Annotated in this window: 15 protein-coding genes; 4 read left to right on the top strand and 11 right to left on the bottom strand. The window is 43.1% G+C overall.

Annotated features, from left to right (window positions below):
* Positions 1 to 57: 57 nt before the first annotated feature.
* The 3 genes from DFP77_RS02120 to DFP77_RS02110 all read right to left on the bottom strand — a co-directional run bounded on the left by DFP77_RS02120 (position 58) and on the right by DFP77_RS02110 (position 4,325).
* Complete coding sequence (locus DFP77_RS02120) at positions 58 to 267, bottom strand: hypothetical protein (RefSeq protein WP_114410650.1); 210 nt, start codon at positions 265 to 267, stop codon at positions 58 to 60.
* 134 nt (positions 268 to 401) lie between these two features.
* Positions 402 to 3,332, bottom strand: a complete 2,931-nt coding sequence (gene glnE / locus DFP77_RS02115; protein WP_114410649.1) for a bifunctional [glutamate--ammonia ligase]-adenylyl-L-tyrosine phosphorylase/[glutamate--ammonia-ligase] adenylyltransferase — start codon at positions 3,330 to 3,332, stop codon at positions 402 to 404.
* Positions 3,333 to 3,383: 51 nt separating this feature from the next.
* A complete protein-coding gene (locus DFP77_RS02110) occupies positions 3,384 to 4,325 on the bottom strand; it encodes a CYTH domain-containing protein (RefSeq protein ID WP_114410648.1) in 942 nt (313 codons plus the stop codon).
* Between the two features lie 131 nt (positions 4,326 to 4,456).
* Between DFP77_RS02110 and argE the strand changes: the two genes are divergently transcribed.
* A complete protein-coding gene (argE, locus tag DFP77_RS02105) occupies positions 4,457 to 5,632 on the top strand; it encodes an acetylornithine deacetylase (RefSeq protein WP_114410647.1) in 1,176 nt (391 codons plus the stop codon).
* The gene (gene argA, locus DFP77_RS02100) at positions 5,622 to 6,944 is read left to right on the top strand and encodes an amino-acid N-acetyltransferase (RefSeq protein WP_114410646.1); all 1,323 of its coding nucleotides are present in this window, start codon (positions 5,622 to 5,624) and stop codon (positions 6,942 to 6,944) included. Before argE ends, argA begins: the two co-directional genes overlap by 11 nt.
* 73 nt (positions 6,945 to 7,017) lie before the next feature.
* Here argA and DFP77_RS02095 read toward each other — a convergent pair whose 3' ends face one another.
* From DFP77_RS02095 to rpoE, 6 genes are all read right to left on the bottom strand, one after another.
* The gene (locus DFP77_RS02095) at positions 7,018 to 7,443 is read right to left on the bottom strand and encodes a chemotaxis protein CheW (protein ID WP_114410645.1); all 426 of its coding nucleotides are present in this window, start codon (positions 7,441 to 7,443) and stop codon (positions 7,018 to 7,020) included.
* Positions 7,444 to 7,592: 149 nt separating this feature from the next.
* Positions 7,593 to 9,002: a DegQ family serine endoprotease gene (locus tag DFP77_RS02090; protein ID WP_114410644.1), complete on the bottom strand. Its 1,410-nt coding sequence runs from the start codon at positions 9,000 to 9,002 to the stop codon at positions 7,593 to 7,595.
* Positions 9,003 to 9,063: 61 nt separating this feature from the next.
* Positions 9,064 to 9,531 (bottom strand): SoxR reducing system RseC family protein, encoded by a 468-nt coding sequence (locus DFP77_RS02085; RefSeq protein ID WP_114410643.1) that lies wholly within the window; start codon positions 9,529 to 9,531, stop codon positions 9,064 to 9,066.
* A complete protein-coding gene (locus tag DFP77_RS02080; RefSeq protein ID WP_114410642.1) occupies positions 9,524 to 10,495 on the bottom strand; it encodes a MucB/RseB C-terminal domain-containing protein in 972 nt (323 codons plus the stop codon). Before DFP77_RS02080 ends, DFP77_RS02085 begins: the two co-directional genes overlap by 8 nt.
* A 3-nt stretch (positions 10,496 to 10,498) precedes the next feature.
* Complete coding sequence (locus DFP77_RS02075) at positions 10,499 to 11,176, bottom strand: sigma-E factor negative regulatory protein (RefSeq protein WP_114410641.1); 678 nt, start codon at positions 11,174 to 11,176, stop codon at positions 10,499 to 10,501.
* A gap of 2 nt (positions 11,177 to 11,178) precedes the next feature.
* Positions 11,179 to 11,766, bottom strand: a complete 588-nt coding sequence (rpoE, locus tag DFP77_RS02070) for an RNA polymerase sigma factor RpoE (RefSeq protein ID WP_114410783.1) — start codon at positions 11,764 to 11,766, stop codon at positions 11,179 to 11,181.
* Between the two features lie 232 nt (positions 11,767 to 11,998).
* Here rpoE and nadB point away from each other — a divergent pair, with 232 nt between their 5' ends.
* A complete protein-coding gene (gene nadB, locus DFP77_RS02065) occupies positions 11,999 to 13,615 on the top strand; it encodes an L-aspartate oxidase (protein ID WP_114410640.1) in 1,617 nt (538 codons plus the stop codon).
* Here the strand turns inward: nadB and DFP77_RS02060 are convergent.
* A complete protein-coding gene (locus tag DFP77_RS02060) occupies positions 13,605 to 13,985 on the bottom strand; it encodes a hypothetical protein (RefSeq protein WP_147270544.1) in 381 nt (126 codons plus the stop codon). The genes nadB and DFP77_RS02060 overlap by 11 nt on opposite strands.
* A gap of 49 nt (positions 13,986 to 14,034) precedes the next feature.
* Positions 14,035 to 14,310 carry an FAD assembly factor SdhE gene (locus tag DFP77_RS02055; protein WP_114410638.1) on the bottom strand — a complete coding sequence of 92 codons (276 nt, stop codon included), beginning with the start codon at positions 14,308 to 14,310 and terminating at the stop codon, positions 14,035 to 14,037.
* A gap of 323 nt (positions 14,311 to 14,633) precedes the next feature.
* On the opposite strand from DFP77_RS02055, the gene DFP77_RS02050 reads away from it, so the two are divergent.
* Positions 14,634 to 15,953, top strand: coding sequence for an ABC transporter substrate-binding protein (locus DFP77_RS02050; protein ID WP_114410637.1), 1,320 nt, complete (start codon positions 14,634 to 14,636; stop codon positions 15,951 to 15,953).
* The last annotated feature ends 37 nt before the right edge of the window (positions 15,954 to 15,990 follow it).

The following is a 15,990-nucleotide window of genomic DNA, read 5'->3' as shown; positions in this document are numbered from 1 at the left end:
CTCGCCAGATAACATCTGGCGAGGCTTTCGTTGTTTTGCAACGTCAAATCGATCAGGTCAAACGTTAACGTTTATATTCTGACCTAAGTTATCTGTCGTGGTGTGCGACCCGCTATTCGCAGCAGGTGTTACACTTTTCGCGGCTTCCTCTAATAAGGTAAGCTCTTGTTCTGCCTTTTGTTGCTGAGCAACTTTTGACAAGCTTGCACTGTATACTTCACTAGCATAATCCATCGCAGGACTACTCAAACCATTAATGCTTGGCATTTTTCCTCCTATAAACCTACGAACGCTGTTAGTGTTTGTAGGTTATTCACTGATCAAAAAAACATCAATTTAATTAGTATAGCCAGAGAATAACATATTTACGAATGTCTTTTTGTAAACTGGATAAAATTCACTCAAACTCTCTGATCCGTAACAAAGCTATCCCAATATTGGCTGACCAAACTCTGATTACTGACCAGCTTTTCATTTTGAATGACTCGACTCTGCTGCTGCAAACTCAACCGATGAACAAAAGATCGATACAAGGTATAAGTGTCAGTCATCTTCTCTGCTTGATCTTTATCTAGAAGCCCAACACTTGCTGCGGCTTCTAACTGGCGGACATTATCCGAAAAACGCATAAGTTCAGGATACTGGTGCGACCAAGCCAATACTAAGTACTGCACCATAAATTCGATGTCTATAATGCCACCAGCGCCCTGCTTAAGATCAAAACCTTTGTCTTTACCACCAGTATCAAGGTGAGCACGCATTTTCTCACGCATTTTTATTACTTCCGCTTTGAGTTCATTTCGATCTCTAACAGAAGCAATAATTTCTTTGCGGCAGTCTTCAAACTTAGCCAGTAGATTAGGGTCTCCCGCCAAACCACGAGAACGCGTCAATGCTTGATGCTCCCAAACCCACGCTTCCTTTTGCTGGTAATCTTTAAAGGCATCTAAACTAGAAACCAATAGGCCAGAATTACCAGAAGGACGCAAGCGCATGTCTACCTCATACAATCGGCCCGCAGCTGTAAAGCTCGTGATCATGTGAATTAAACGCTGCCCTAGTCGAGTATAGAAAGTTAAATTATCGATACTGCGTTCGCCGTCTGTGCTACCTGTTGCTTGTGCATCATGAATAAACACAAGATCCAAATCTGAATCGTAACCCAGCTCCCAGCCACCTGATTTTCCGTAACCAATAATTGCTAATTGTGGTGTATAAGCTGCTTCACCTTGGCTTACAGGGAAACCATGCTTCTTCGTCAAATATTGCCAAGACTGCTGTAACACTTGATCAAGAAGAACTTCTGCCAACCAAGTTAAGTGATCACTCACTTTCATGACAGGTAATATCTCGGTGATATCGCACGCTGCGATTCGTAAAATAATAGAACGCCTAAAGCGACGCATAGCGTCCATTTGCGCTTCCTCATCCTCTTCCGGCAAGCGCAATAATATCTGCTGGAGCTCTTCAGCAAGCATGGCCTTATCTGGTGGAGAAAATAATGTATTAGCGTCTAACAGTTCATCTAACAATGCTGGCGTTGTCGAAATTGCCTCGGTAAACCAAACACTTTCTCGACATAAACGAATCAGATGAGTCAGCGCGGTTTGATTTTCACATAGCAGTACCAAATAAGCCGTTCGGCGCAATACCGCTTCTAATATAGGAAAAACACGCTCTAACACTAAATCAGGATTAGCTTCATCCATTAATTTCGTTATGAGTGCAGCTAAGAATACAGCAAGTCGTTCATGACCAATGGGTTGCATGTACACTACGGTGCGTGAGCTAAGCAATTGTGAGATTCGTACAATAGCTGCCTCTTGATCTTGCCACATAATCAGTTCAATGGCGTCTTCAATGGCTTCTTTATCTTCTGGATGCTTGATCAATAAACGCCATGTTTCTTGGCTCTTAACCTCTTCACTACTTTCATTACCGTCGTCGATTAATGCCACAAAAGAGCGATGAACATTGTTACGCACTTCCCATAGGCGTTCATCTAACGCCTCCCAAGAAGGAAATCCAACCAGCAAGGCTATGCGTGTACGCGCTCTTTCATCTTCGGGCAATAATTGAGTTTGCTCGTCATTCACGGCTTGCAAAGCATGCTCGGTTCGACGTAAAAGCAAATACGCTTCACGTAACTGCTCGACTTCCTCAGCAGGCAAATAATCCTGCTTAGCAAGGTAAGGCAAGACTTTCATCAAGGAGGGTGTTTGCAACTTCTGATCTCGACCACCATGTAGAATCTGCAAAGCTTGAGCTATAAACTCCACTTCGCGAATGCCGCCCTCGCCTAGTTTAATATTATGCTCTATGCCTTTACGGCGAACTTCCTTTGCGATCATTTGCTTAAGATCTCGCAGCGCTCCTATTGCACCAAAATCTAAATACTTGCGATAAACAAAAGGCTTTCGTAACGCTTCGAATTCACAAACATCCAATGCGCTTCCTGCCATAACCCGGGCTTTGATCATGGCGTAGCGCTCCCAATCTCGGCCTTGATCTTGGTAATAATTCTCTAGAGAGTCCATATTCAAAACCAAGGCACCAGACTGACCAAACGGCCGCAAGCGCATGTCGACTCTAAATACAAAGCCATCAGCACTTACCTGATCCAAATGCTGAATCAGTTTTTGACCTAACTTAGTAAAGTATTCTTGGTGAGATAAACTTTTTTTACCGCCTTGAGTATCACCATGTTCACGGAACGCAAAAATGAGATCAATGTCGGAAGACAGGTTTAACTCATTGCCCCCCAATTTCCCCATACCAATCACAATCATTGACTGAGGTTGGCTGTTGCTATCCAATGCCTGACCATACAAGGCAAGGTAGTGCTGCGTTGTCCATTGCAAGCTGGCGTTAACACAGGCATCGGCTAAACCGCTTAGGCGCGACGTTAGCTCGGTCAATGTTAGTTGCTGCTGAATATCCAAGGCGATCAGTCGCACCATCCACCATTGTCGATACAAACGTAAACGCTTAATAAAACTAGCTTCGTCCAATGGCTCCAATGATTCTGTTGGGCAAGCCTTGGCTTCGCATGAAAAAAACACTTCACCTGCCATCAACGCTTCTACTGATGGCTTTTCAGGTAATTCGCTAAGCGTTAATAGATCATCTAACCAATGAGGAGAGCGGGTAAACTGCTGATGCAAATACTCACTCAAAATCCACAATGGCTCTAATGTCTCAATTTGCTCTTGGCTCAATGCATCAAGACCTTGTCTTTCTCGTGCGTCTTGAACATGCTCCAATAACAAGGAACGAGAAAGAGATTGCTCACAAAATATCGCGTAATTTGGGTTTAAATGAGGTGGTGTCACAGGGCTTCCTTACAACATTTTCTTTTTATTTTTTCGTTACAACATAGATCATTAAGCTTGGCTGTTTAACCATTGCCCGACAAGTAACATATTGACGCCAATGTTTGTCATGCCAGCTAACTGTTTTAACACAACAGATTCGTCTGCTAAATAAGGCATTAACTCATTATCTAACGCGGTTAATTGCTGCGCTAATGTGTCTGGTAAGCAGTTTTTCAACTGCGCCATAGAGTGACGGAATGGTTGCAAAAGCGCTTCATCCTCCATGAAATACATTGCCTCCCAATACACTAACCATACTTCATACCAATACGCCGCCAGCTCAATAGAGCTTGACGTCGCAAGTGGTTTATCAGGGAACTCTATCTGCCCATATTTCAAACGTACGCCTTTTTGAGCCTTAGAGACAATGCTCACTTGCACTGGAACCTGTTCAGCCAACTGCAGCGCAAATTGATATAAACCAGATTCGTCACCTTGCTTCAACTCCAACTCCAACTCGCAAATAGCGTCTTCACCATAGGGTGAGGTAACCAACCCTTGATCACAAACCACTTCCATCTTGGTTTCTTGGGATTGAATATTCCAAACTTGTCGCTCAAAGTCCGTACGATATACTTCTATCAGTTCACCAGCCCAAGACATATCCTGTAGGCTTTCTGGCAGAGGCACTTCACTCAATAGCGATAAATCTAATTGGTCATTAGGTAAAAACCACTCCCACTCTCCTCGGGCGTGCATGCCAATACGATTACTACCACGAGTTTTTACCGTTTGAATAAAGGTATTGTTCACCGCTCGGATACGTATTGCCACTCCCCCTTTCATGAGACTGGCGTCTTCAGTATCAAAATAGGCGTTCATCAAAGCCAAGGTTGGCTGACGAGATTGATCATCTGTATCAGAAAGCGCACAAATTTCATCAAGAAAATCACTTGCGCACTTGAGATAGTCTGACTGAAGCATTAACTTTAGCTCTAGCTCGGTAGCCATAATATACGAACCTCTAAAACCTTTGCTGTTGAGCAAACAACAAAGAAAAAATAATGTGCGAGCAAGTGTACCAGATGCCTAGCGTACAGTAGTAATATTCGCTAATAACTCGGATTCAAGGAACACTTTCTATGCCCGCATTGCCTTCGCTCATTAGTATGATGTCTCAGCTTATTGCATCGCCTTCTATCAGTTGTAGTCAAGCTGATTGGGATCAGTCAAACAAAGGCGTTATTCAATTGCTTGAAAATTGGCTCAGTTCCCAAGGCTTTCAATGCGAAGTGATGCCTTTGCCAGACAATCCCAATAAATTCAATTTGATTGCGACGCTTGGCAGTGGCGATGGTGGTTTAGTATTATCCGGTCACACAGATACCGTCCCTTACGATAAAGGCCGCTGGAAATCAGACCCGTTCAAGCTGGAAGAGAGAGAGCAAAAACTTTACGGTCTTGGCAGCTGCGACATGAAAGGCTTCTTTGCCATTGTGATTGATACTGTTCGACAAATGCAGCTATCCAATTTAAAGCAGCCACTGATTATCCTGGCAACCGCTGACGAAGAGAGCTCTATGTCAGGCGCTAGAGCACTTGTGGATCAAGGCACACTAAAGGCTCGCTATGCACTAATAGGTGAACCCACATCATTAACTCCTATTTATGCCCACAAAGGCATTATGATGGAGCGAATCCAAGTCACAGGACAGTCTGGTCACTCCTCTAATCCATCACTGGGGAACAACGCGCTGGATGCCATGCACGATGTCATGTCAGAATTAATGTTATTTCGTCAGCAATTAAAAGCAAACTACCGTGATACCAGTTTTGTTATCGACTACCCAACAATGAATTTTGGCTGCATTCATGGCGGCGATAATCCGAATCGAATTTGTGGACGTTGTGAGCTTGAGTTTGATCTACGAGCCCTTCCAGGAATGAGTAATCAAGCACTCATAGCAGAAATTGCTGCCATACTTCCTCGTATCGAAGAACAAACAGGCACAATAATACAGTTAAATAGCTTATTTCCTGATGTTCCGTCTTTTTATACATCGGTCGAATCGGATATCATAAAAGCTTGTGAAGTCTTAACTAAACGCCAAGCAAGTACAGTGGCGTTTGCAACCGAAGGCTCCTTCCTAAATCAAATGGGAATGGAAACGTTGATTTTAGGGCCGGGCTCAATTGATCAGGCTCACCAGCCAAATGAATTTATGGCACTGGATCAAATTCAACCTATGCAAGAGGTAATTCGCGGTCTTATCGAGCGTTTCTGCCTTCAATTAAACGAGCAACAAAATGAGGAATAGCGTGCCTGAAGAATTCAACTATGTGGACTGGTTCCGCCATTCTTCCCCCTATATTAATGCCCATAGGGGAAAAACCTTCGTCATACTGATCCCAGGTGAGGCGGTTGAGTGTGCTCACTTTTCAAGCATTATTCATGACCTTGCTTTGCTGGATTCATTAGGAATCCGCCTTGTGTTAGTACAAGGTGCACGCCCACAAATTAGCCGAGTTTTAGCCAATCGCCGTTTAGTTAGCCATGTAGAAGACGATTACCGAGTGACACCGCAAGACCAATTATTAGATATTATTCAAGCCTCTGCGGCGGTGCGCGTTCAGCTGGAAGCTCAATTGTCTATGGGCCTTTCGAATACACCTATGGATGGCGCAAGACTAAAAGTTTGTAGTGGTAATTATGTTATCGCCAGGCCTTTGGGTGTCGTTGATGGCATTGATTACGGCCATACAGGTGAAGTTCGCCGTATTGATACAGAAGCCATCTTTCGCTTGCTTGAAGACGATAACATGGTGCTACTTCCACACCTTGGCTTTTCACCAACTGGTGAAGTATTTAACCTAAAAAGTGAAGACGTCGCTATTCAAGCAGCCACCCAACTAAAGGCTGACAAGCTTATTATTTACGCTGAAGAAGAAGGCGTCTTTAAAAGTGATGGTGAACTTTACTCTGAGCTTTTGACAAAGGACGCAGAAGCCATTCTGAAAGAAAAGTCGCTCTCTAGCATTACCCACGCAGCGTTAGATGCCTGCGTGCAAGCGGTCCGCAAAGGCGTGCCGAGAGCGCATTTAATTTCGTACAATGAAAATGGTGGTTTGCTGCAAGAACTCTTCACTCGTGAAGGCTCAGGCACCATGATCGACGAAGACAGTTATGAACAACTGCGCCCAGCACATATTGATGATGTTGGCGGCATGATGGCATTGCTATCCCCGTTAGAAGAAAAAGGCATCTTGGTTAGACGATCACGCGAGCTGTTAGAAAATGAAATAGACCGCTTTATTGTCATCGAACGAGACGGTGCGATTGTCGCTTGTGCAGCTTTGTATCCTTTTGAACAAGAATATTCTGGTGAGTTAGCTTGTTTGGCCGTATCCCCAGACTATCGGGGATCTAACCGTGGTGAACGCTTACTAAAAGGCATAGAACAAGCTGCTAAGCGGCTTAATCTCTCAATGCTTTTTTTACTTACCACTCGAACAGCCCATTGGTTTATCGAACGAGGCTTTAGCGAAACAACATTGGCAAGTTTACCAACGCAAAAACAAGCGCTGTATAACTATCAACGTAACTCCAAAATCTTCGCTAAAAAATTGTAATACCTAAAAATTTACAAGTACAAAGTCATAAACGACCCAGAGAGCTTATCTCTAGGTCGTCATTGATTCTTATTCAGTCCAGTGCTTTACAGTAGTCACTAAACTCCACGAGAATATAAAGTTCTTTATTTAGCTGCACTGTACCTTGAATACAGTGATGGTCTCGGTACTCAAGGCCATTTGTATCCACATTTTGTGGTATATCTATCACCTGTTCGACTTCCTCTACCCGAACGCCAAAATGACCAGTAGGAAAATCCAATACAATAATATGACCTTCCTCCTCACATTCATTAGGGTCTAATTTCAACAGGTGCGTACCATACAAAACAGTGACCATATTCCCACGTACGTCAATCATTCCCTCTACGCCTTCGTTTGCACCGGGCACAGGTGCTGGAGACTGGTAACTCAGAACTTCTTTTACGTTAGAAAGAGAATGAATGTACCGCTCATCACCCAAACGAAAGCAGATCCCTTTCTCTACAACTTGCTCCACAACCTAACCTCCAAAACAATACGCCACTTAAATCAGACTTATTCTAAGTAAGTCATTTTGCTTAAAAATAGTTACACGTCTAACCTTTATTAACAAGTTTTAGGCATAAAAAAAGCGGCTCCATGGCCGCTTTTTTCTATCTAATTGCGCTATTCCATGATTTTGAACGGAATAAACATTGGGTAACCCTGCCTGATAACTCGCATTGGCACTGAACGCCCATTGGGAATATTTTTAGCAATATCAGTAAAATTCGCCACATTCTCAATGCGCTTTCCATTCAGCATGGTGATCACATCACCTGGTTGAAGTCCATTGCGTGCCGCTGTACCACCAAGCACTTGCTCAATGACAACGCCACCTTCAATTTCAAATTTCTTAGCCATGTCTGCTGGCACTTCTCCAACAATCATACCTAGACGGTTTTGATCCTGTTGCGATTGCGCAATGACTTTAGGGTCATTAGGGCGTGCTTCAAGCGTCACCGAGATAGTTTGTTCTTTACCATCTCGATATACTCTGGCATCAACTTTTTCACCCGCCTTCATTTGCCCTACAATATAAGGCAGCTCACCAGAATGCGCGATAGATTCACCATTAAATTTCAAGATAATATCGCCTGATCTTAAGCCTGATTTCTCTGCTGGTGAATCAGGTAATACGCGACTGATTAAAGCACCGTTTGATCTGTCTAAACCAAATGATTCAGCCAGTTCATTATTTACATCCTGAATCAGTACGCCCAGCCAAGCGCGAGAAACCTTACCATCGCTCTTCAGCTGATCAACCACAGACATGGCAACTTTAGAAGGAATCGCAAATGACACGCCCATAAAGCCACCAGAACGAGTATAGATTTGCGAATTTATACCAACAACTTCACCATCTAAGTTAAACAAAGGGCCACCCGAGTTACCTGGGTTAATCGCCACATCTGTTTGAATAAAAGGCACATAGTTATCAGAGGGTAAATTTCGCCCTGTTGCACTGACAATACCGGCAGTAACCGTGTAGTCAAAACCAAATGGTGAGCCAATCGCTAATACCCACTGACCTGGTTTAAGCTTGTCTGAGTCGCCCATTTTTACAATAGGTAAATCATCGGCATCGATTTTCAGTAAGGCTAAATCGGTACGTGGATCGGTTCCAACTAACTTAGCAACATATTCACGACGATCGTTTAGACGCACATGAATAACATCTGCACCATCAATAACGTGGTTATTGGTCAAGACGTAACCATCATGCGAAACAATAAAACCAGAACCTAAAGAACTGCGCTGCCCTTGTTGTGGTGGCGCTTGCTGTCCGAAAGGCTGCTGACCAAAGAAGTGCTTAAAGAACTCGTTAAGCTCTTCACTATTTGGCCCTAATTGCTGACCACTTTCGTTAGCCGTTTTTGTGGTAACAGCCTGTTCAGTACTGATATTCACGACAGCGGGGGACGCTTCTTCAACTAACTCGGTGAAGTCAGGCAGAGAAGCAGCATGAGAAAGCATTGAAGTCATCAAAAAAGTGCTGACTACGATCATGCTTACGTGTTTGAGCAATCTGTTCATTGATTGGTCTCCTTAAGACGTACCAAATTCATTACAGTGCCAGGTGAAGATCATTAGACATCTATGGCGTCACAACCAAAGGGATATGACCGTCATTAAGTGCCTCAATTCGTAAGATTTTTGGATAATAATCCAAGTTATGCATTTCTTTTTTCGACTTGTTACGCGCTAGCAATAAACCACCCGCGAAACCAATAATAGAGAAAATAACCGCAATCCCAGACTCGCCATTCCATAAGGATGGCAGAACAGCGCCACCGACTAAGCCAAGCAAAGGAATCAGATACATCCAAACAGATGCTTGTAGCAATGTATCTTCTGGAATACCAACTACAACACTTTGACCCACTTTCACATTAAAAGAGTCAATTGCCTTCATGCGCATTCTATTGGATGAAGAAACTTGCGCAATCGCATGATGACCACAGCCGTGACGCGCACGACAAGAAGTACAAGTGCTTGTTCGAATCGTTTCGACATCAGCAAACCCCTCTTCTATAGATAACACTTTTCCAGATTCTTCAATCATGCTCTGGCCTTGGCATAAATACGGTCATCAGTTTTTCAATTGTAGGCTCTGGTACTTCGCCCACCATAGTTAACAAATACAATTGATCTTTTACCTTGATACTACGCTCACCTGCAATGGTCGCCCCCATATTCAAAATCGACATGGATTTGGGTTTCATTGTTGGCTCAATAAACACGGAGACCGTTGTCATGCCATCTGATAGCAGCAGCATACTAGTACCATGATTCAAAGAACGCGCTTCAGGCCAAACTAAGGAAAATCCCTTAGGCAGCCAATCGAATTGCCAAAGGTTTTTAACTCGTCTTGGCGGTGTATCAACAACAGACTCTGCGTAACTACCCTCTTTGGGGACAAAGTCTTTCTCTTTCAAGTCTGGCGCAAAGTTAACAGAAGTAAATTGGATTCTTTCTAATAACTTACCGTCTTTTTTCATCATGTCATGCTTTAAAAGAAAGTGGTTTTCTTCATCTAGCCAAAACTGATGTCCGTAGCGATATTGATCCTTCGGTACAAGCTTTACAGCGACCACTTTACGGCCAGCAATCCGGCTTATATTGTCACTAATCACCATTTCGTAGCCTTTAATAAGTCGATCACTTTCAACGTCTTTAAAGCGTCTAAAAGGCGGTATCAGTGGAGCACGCGTATTGGCAACCATTGCATTAGGGTAGACAGAAATTATTTTGTCATCAATGCGTAAAACTTCGATTTTGTCACCATCTAAATCCACTAAACTTTCATATTCAACGCCATTCATCAGACCATGGCGAACACGCATACTGTTCATATTCATAGCTTCAGAATGCACAAAAACGCCATCATAACTAAGTGTCGAAAATGACTGAGTCATACTTCTTAACAAATGCAGAGCATCTGGCGGTTTATTACCTGCCAAGCTCGTTCCTGAGATAATAAGACACAGTACCGTGAAAAAAATGTGAAATGGCGAAATCAATTTCATAAATTACTCTTTTATCGGGTAACTAACGACACGGGCCATAGGAATCATGCCTTGACCTACTGTCATTGTCGCTTGCTCAGCATGCTGTCTAAGGTAATGCTGTAACTTCACATTATCGAACTGCAATGCTTCGCCGTCTAATTCTGCTAAAGGCGTCACTACCATATCAGGCAAAGACGAACGAACATCCGCTGTTAAATTTGGCGCTTGCGATTCTGTTGTTAACATTTCATTTCCAGCAAAGATAACGACAAACGTTACGCTGGCTGCAATTGCTACACTAGACAGTGCCATGCGCCAAGCTGGTCGAGAAGCGTGCTTACTTTCTGTAGGTAACACAAAAGGTAGCAGGTTGCTTTCCTCTGAATTGTCTTGCACATCTGAAAAAGAGGCGTCGACATCCAATTCAGCTCGAATACGAGACAACAAACTCCCTTCAAGTCCAACGGCTACGGATGACTCTTTATGAAGTGTTTGTTGAATCAAGTGAAAGTTTTCTAACTGTCGGCTTATATCGTTACTGTCTGCGTTTAATAAACACTCTAAATCCTGCTCTGTTGCCTCGCCATCGAACATAGCGGACAGGCTTGGGAGCACGTCAGGGTAACCATTCACATCTAGGGAGTTACCTTTCTCTCGGGAGCTATGATTTTCTGATAAATCATCATTTAAAGCTTTCATCTTTACTCTCCTGCCCCCGTCAAGGGACGTATGTGTTTTTCTACCGCCTCTCGAGCACGAAAAATACGTGAACGAACCGTCCCCACAGGACAGTCCATAATCAACGAAATATCTTCATAACTCAGGCCATCAAACTCTCGTAGTGTTAATGCACTGCGCAACTCTTCTGGCAATTGTTGAATGGCATAATGAATCGCTTTTTCAAGGCGATCACTGTTTAATTTAGCTTCAGGTGTGTCTATATCCGCTAAGGACTCATAGACGCTGAATACTTCTTCATTATCCAGCTCAACATCAGATTCAGGCGGACGACGAGAACGGCTGACTAGGTAGTTTTTTGCTGTATTGACAGCAATACGATACAACCAAGTATAAAAAGCACTTTCCCCACGAAAACTTCCAATCGCTCGATACGCCTTTATAAAGCTATCTTGAGCTACGTCTAATACTTCACTTCTGTCTTGTACATAACGTCCAATTAAGCCAATCACCTTATATTGATATTTGACTACAAGTAGATCGAAAGCCCGCTTGTCGCCCTGCTGTACTTTTTCAACTAACGCCTGATCTGAAGACGTTTCGTGCTGCATAGGCACCTCATGTAAAAAAACCTGTTCGTCTGCGCCTTTGCTACTTAAAGAGAAGACAACGCGCATCCCTTTGAGTTCCCGCTTGATATTCTAAACAACCTGTTTAGACGAGAGAAAACGAACTCAAAACGACAAAGTATGATGAATATTCAAAATGTGATCTCAGAAAGTATTCACTATTCAGTAACAACAATAGTAACATTAATTTTTTAGTCATAATTAGATCAATACAATGAGCCGACATTACAAATACGACATCGTCATTATTGGCGCAGGCGCTGCTGGATTAACACTTGCTCTTGAGCTGGCTGACCAGCATCGTGTGGCAATTTTGACCAAGGCCGATATCCGTGAAGGCTCTACATTGTATGCACAAGGTGGCGTTGCTGCTGTATTGTCAGACAAAGACACCATAGATTCTCATATTGATGACACGATTGACGCTGGCGTTGAACTTGGTGACCCGGATGCCATTCGCTTTACCGTTGAACATTCTAAAGAAAGTATTGACTGGCTAATAGATCAAGGCGTGCCATTCACCCGATACGGTGAAAGCGAAGAGTATCATCTAACAAAAGAAGGTGGTCATAGCCATAGACGCATTATCCATAGCGCAGACGCTACTGGATTGGCTATATCAAAAACTTTAATTAAAAATGCCAGCAAGCACCCAAATATCGATTTTTACCCCGATCGTGTTGCGATCGATGTCATTACCACGGACAAACTTGGCATTGACGGCCCTAATCGTGCTGTAGGTGTATACGCTTTAAATCTAGACGATGATGTCATCGAGGTCTTCCACGGCCAGTTTATCTCTTTGGCGTGTGGTGGCAGTAGCAAAGTTTATCTATACACCAGCAACCCTGACACTGCTTCTGGCGATGGTATTGCCATGGCATGGCGTGCAGGTTGCCGAGTAGCAAACATGGAGTTTAACCAATTCCATCCAACATGCCTTTACGACTCAAAAGCAAAAACCTTTTTGATATCTGAAGCTGTGCGTGGCGAAGGCGGTAAACTCTTGCTTCCAGATGGCTCTTCGTTCATGGCGAAGTTTGACAAGCGCAAAGAGCTAGCGCCTCGAGACATTGTTGCTCGTGCAATTGACCATGAAATGAAACGTCTCGGTATTCATCATGTTTTACTAGATATATCTCATAAAGACCCTGAATTTATCAAAGAGCACTTCCCAACCATTTATAAACGCTGCTTGGAATACGGTCATGATATGACCAAAGGGCCGATTCCAGTCGTACCCGCTGCTCACTATACTTGCGGTGGTGTCGTGGTAAATCGCCACAGTGCAACCGATATAGACAACTTATACGCTATCGGCGAAACCGCTTATACAGGGCTTCATGGCGCAAACCGTCTTGCTAGTAACTCTTTACTAGAGTGTATTGTATTTGCCCGTTCAGCGGCTCACCATATATCCGAATACAAGCAAAAAACAAATGATGTAACCATTCCGGACTGGGATGAAAGTAAAGTCACAAACTCAGATGAAGATGTGGTAATTACCCATAACTGGCAAGAATTGCGACGCTTTATGTGGGATTATGTTGGCATAGTCAGAACGGATAAACGCCTATTAAGAGCCAAACATCGTGTTGATTTATTGTTATCTGAGATTCAAGAATTTTATACTAACTATAAGATTTCTAACGATTTACTCGAACTCCGAAACCTCGCTGTCGTGGCAGACTTAATTATACGTTCAGCCATGTCGCGCAAAGAAAGCCGAGGTTTGCATTTTACTCTGGATTACCCAGAAAAACTCGCCTCCAGTTCTCCAACGATACTCACACCCAAGAAAACAGATGAAGAAAAAGCGTCTAGTTTCTAGAACTAAAACGTTTTTTAGCCTCTTCACTGCGGCGCAGTAAAATTTGCTGTGCCGCGAAAGAGAGCAACGTATGGTATTCATCCAGCGGAACACTGTCTCGATAAATAACTCGGTAACTTGGCCAAATACTCGCAAGAAATGCCTGATCGGGATCCACTCTAGCAATCAATTGAAGATTGTTAGCGCGCACAAATATTAGCCTTTCATAACGTCCACGCTTAAATAAATATGCACCCTGCTCACCAATCCCAACCAGTTGATTCTCTCTAAGAAATACACGAACTAATAATATTATACAAAACAGTCCAACACCGACATAAAACAATGCCCGCCAAAAAGCGGGCATCCAAAAAACTTGCAGTAAAGCCATATAAGCCAGGACCGTCAACAGCCATAAGCTTAAACCGATCCAAGAGCGTTTAAGCTCGGTAGTTTTCAGGCTGAACACGAGTCAAAATAACATTAACAATGCGGGCATGATCTTCATCTTCTGGCACTTCACTTTGCATAAACCAAGGGAACAATTCCTGATCCTCACAGGTTAACAAACGAGTGAACCTCTGTTTATCTTCCTCTTCCAATGTCAGATACACATCCGATAAAAAAGGTTCAAGAAGAACATCAAGCTCTAACATGCCTCGACGACACTGCATTTTAAGACGTTTAAAACTCAATGATTCCACTGTTTCACTCATGGCATAACCCCTTAACTAGAATGTCGCCATTATAGCCATTTATGTAAAAAAAACGAAAACGCCTCGGCATAGATTACTGACATTTGTCATGTAAAACCTTATTAGTCAAAGAGATAGCCCCATAAAAAGAACCGCAAAAGAGTATTATATTGACTCAATTACAGCCAATTAACACCAAATGAAACAAAATAGTACAATTATTGGCATATTATGTATTAACAGGTCAATTATTATATAACTTATATTGATAATCACTTGATAACCAATTATCAAGAATTAGGTACGACTATAAAAACAAAGAAACTCCAAACTGGGGGAAACCTATGAAACGCCTTACCAAGAATACCCTAACTTATGCGGTATCTATCACAGCAGCGATGACTGCTGCGAGTGCATTCTCTGCAACACAAATCACAGTGGCTACAGTAAATAACGGTCACATGATTGAAATGCAAAAACTGACTCCTGAATTTGAAAAAGCCAACCCAGGTATAAAAGTAAAATGGGTAACTTTGGAAGAAGGTGTGCTACGTCAAAACGTTACTCAAGACATTGCAAATGGCAGTGGACTCTATGACGTAATGACAATCGGTATGTATGAAGCGCCTATCTGGGGCGAGCGTGGTTGGCTACAAGCAGTAGACACAAGCGGAAACTACGATGAAAAAGATATTCTGCCATCTATTCGTGGCGGCCTATCTTATGACGGCACTATGTATGCAGCACCATTCTATGGCGAGAGCTCTATGGTTATGTACCGTAAAGACCTTGTTAAAGCCGCTGGAATGGAAATCAATGACCGTGACAGCTGGGAACATATTAGTGACGTCGCTGCTGCCGTTAATAACCCAGATGAAGGTATCTACGGAATTTGCTTACGTGGTAAAGCCGGCTGGGGTGACAACATGGCCTTTATGACTGCCATGGCAAACTCTTTTGGTGCTCGTTGGTTTGACGAAAACTGGAAGCCTCAGCTAGAAACTAGCGAATGGAAAGATGCCGTTAGCTTCTACGTTGATTTGTTAACAAAATATGGCCCTCCTGGCTCAAGCAGCAACAGCTTTAATGAAAACTTAGCATTATTCAACGAAGGCAAGTGCGGCATGTGGATTGATGCCACTATCGCGGCATCTTTCGTGACTGATCCTAAACAAAGTAAAGTAGCAGACAAAGTTGGTTTTGCACAATCACCTTACTCTGTTACCGAAAAAGGGGCTAACTGGCTATGGGCTTGGGCACTTGGTATTCCAGCTGCAACGAAAAATGCTGAAGCAGCACAGAAGTTTGTCCGCTGGGCGACCTCTAAGGAATACATTCAGCTAGTGGGTCAAAAGAATGGCTGGGCAGCCGTTCCTACAGGTACGCGAACCAGCACATATGAAAACCCTAAGTTCCAAAAAGCTGCTGTCTTTGCTGACGCTGAATTGAAAGCTATTAATTCTGCGGATCCAACTGACAGTACATTAAAACCATCACCTTATGTTGGTGTGCAGTTTGCTGCTATCCCTGAGTTCCAAGCAATTGGGACAACAGCAGGTCAAATGATCTCAGGTGCATTATCTGGCTCTATGACAGTCGATCAAGCCTTGAAATCTGCCAATACCTCTGCAGATCGTCAAATGCGTCAAGCGGGTTATTACTAACCTTTTTTAAGCTCGACAAAGAAATAGGGCTGAAAAG

Source organism: Marinomonas foliarum (assembly GCF_003337275.1).
Lineage (GTDB): Bacteria > Pseudomonadota > Gammaproteobacteria > Pseudomonadales > Marinomonadaceae > Marinomonas > Marinomonas foliarum.
The sequence above is the reverse complement of the archived record's forward strand: the minus strand, read 5'-3'. Positions and strand labels throughout refer to the sequence as shown.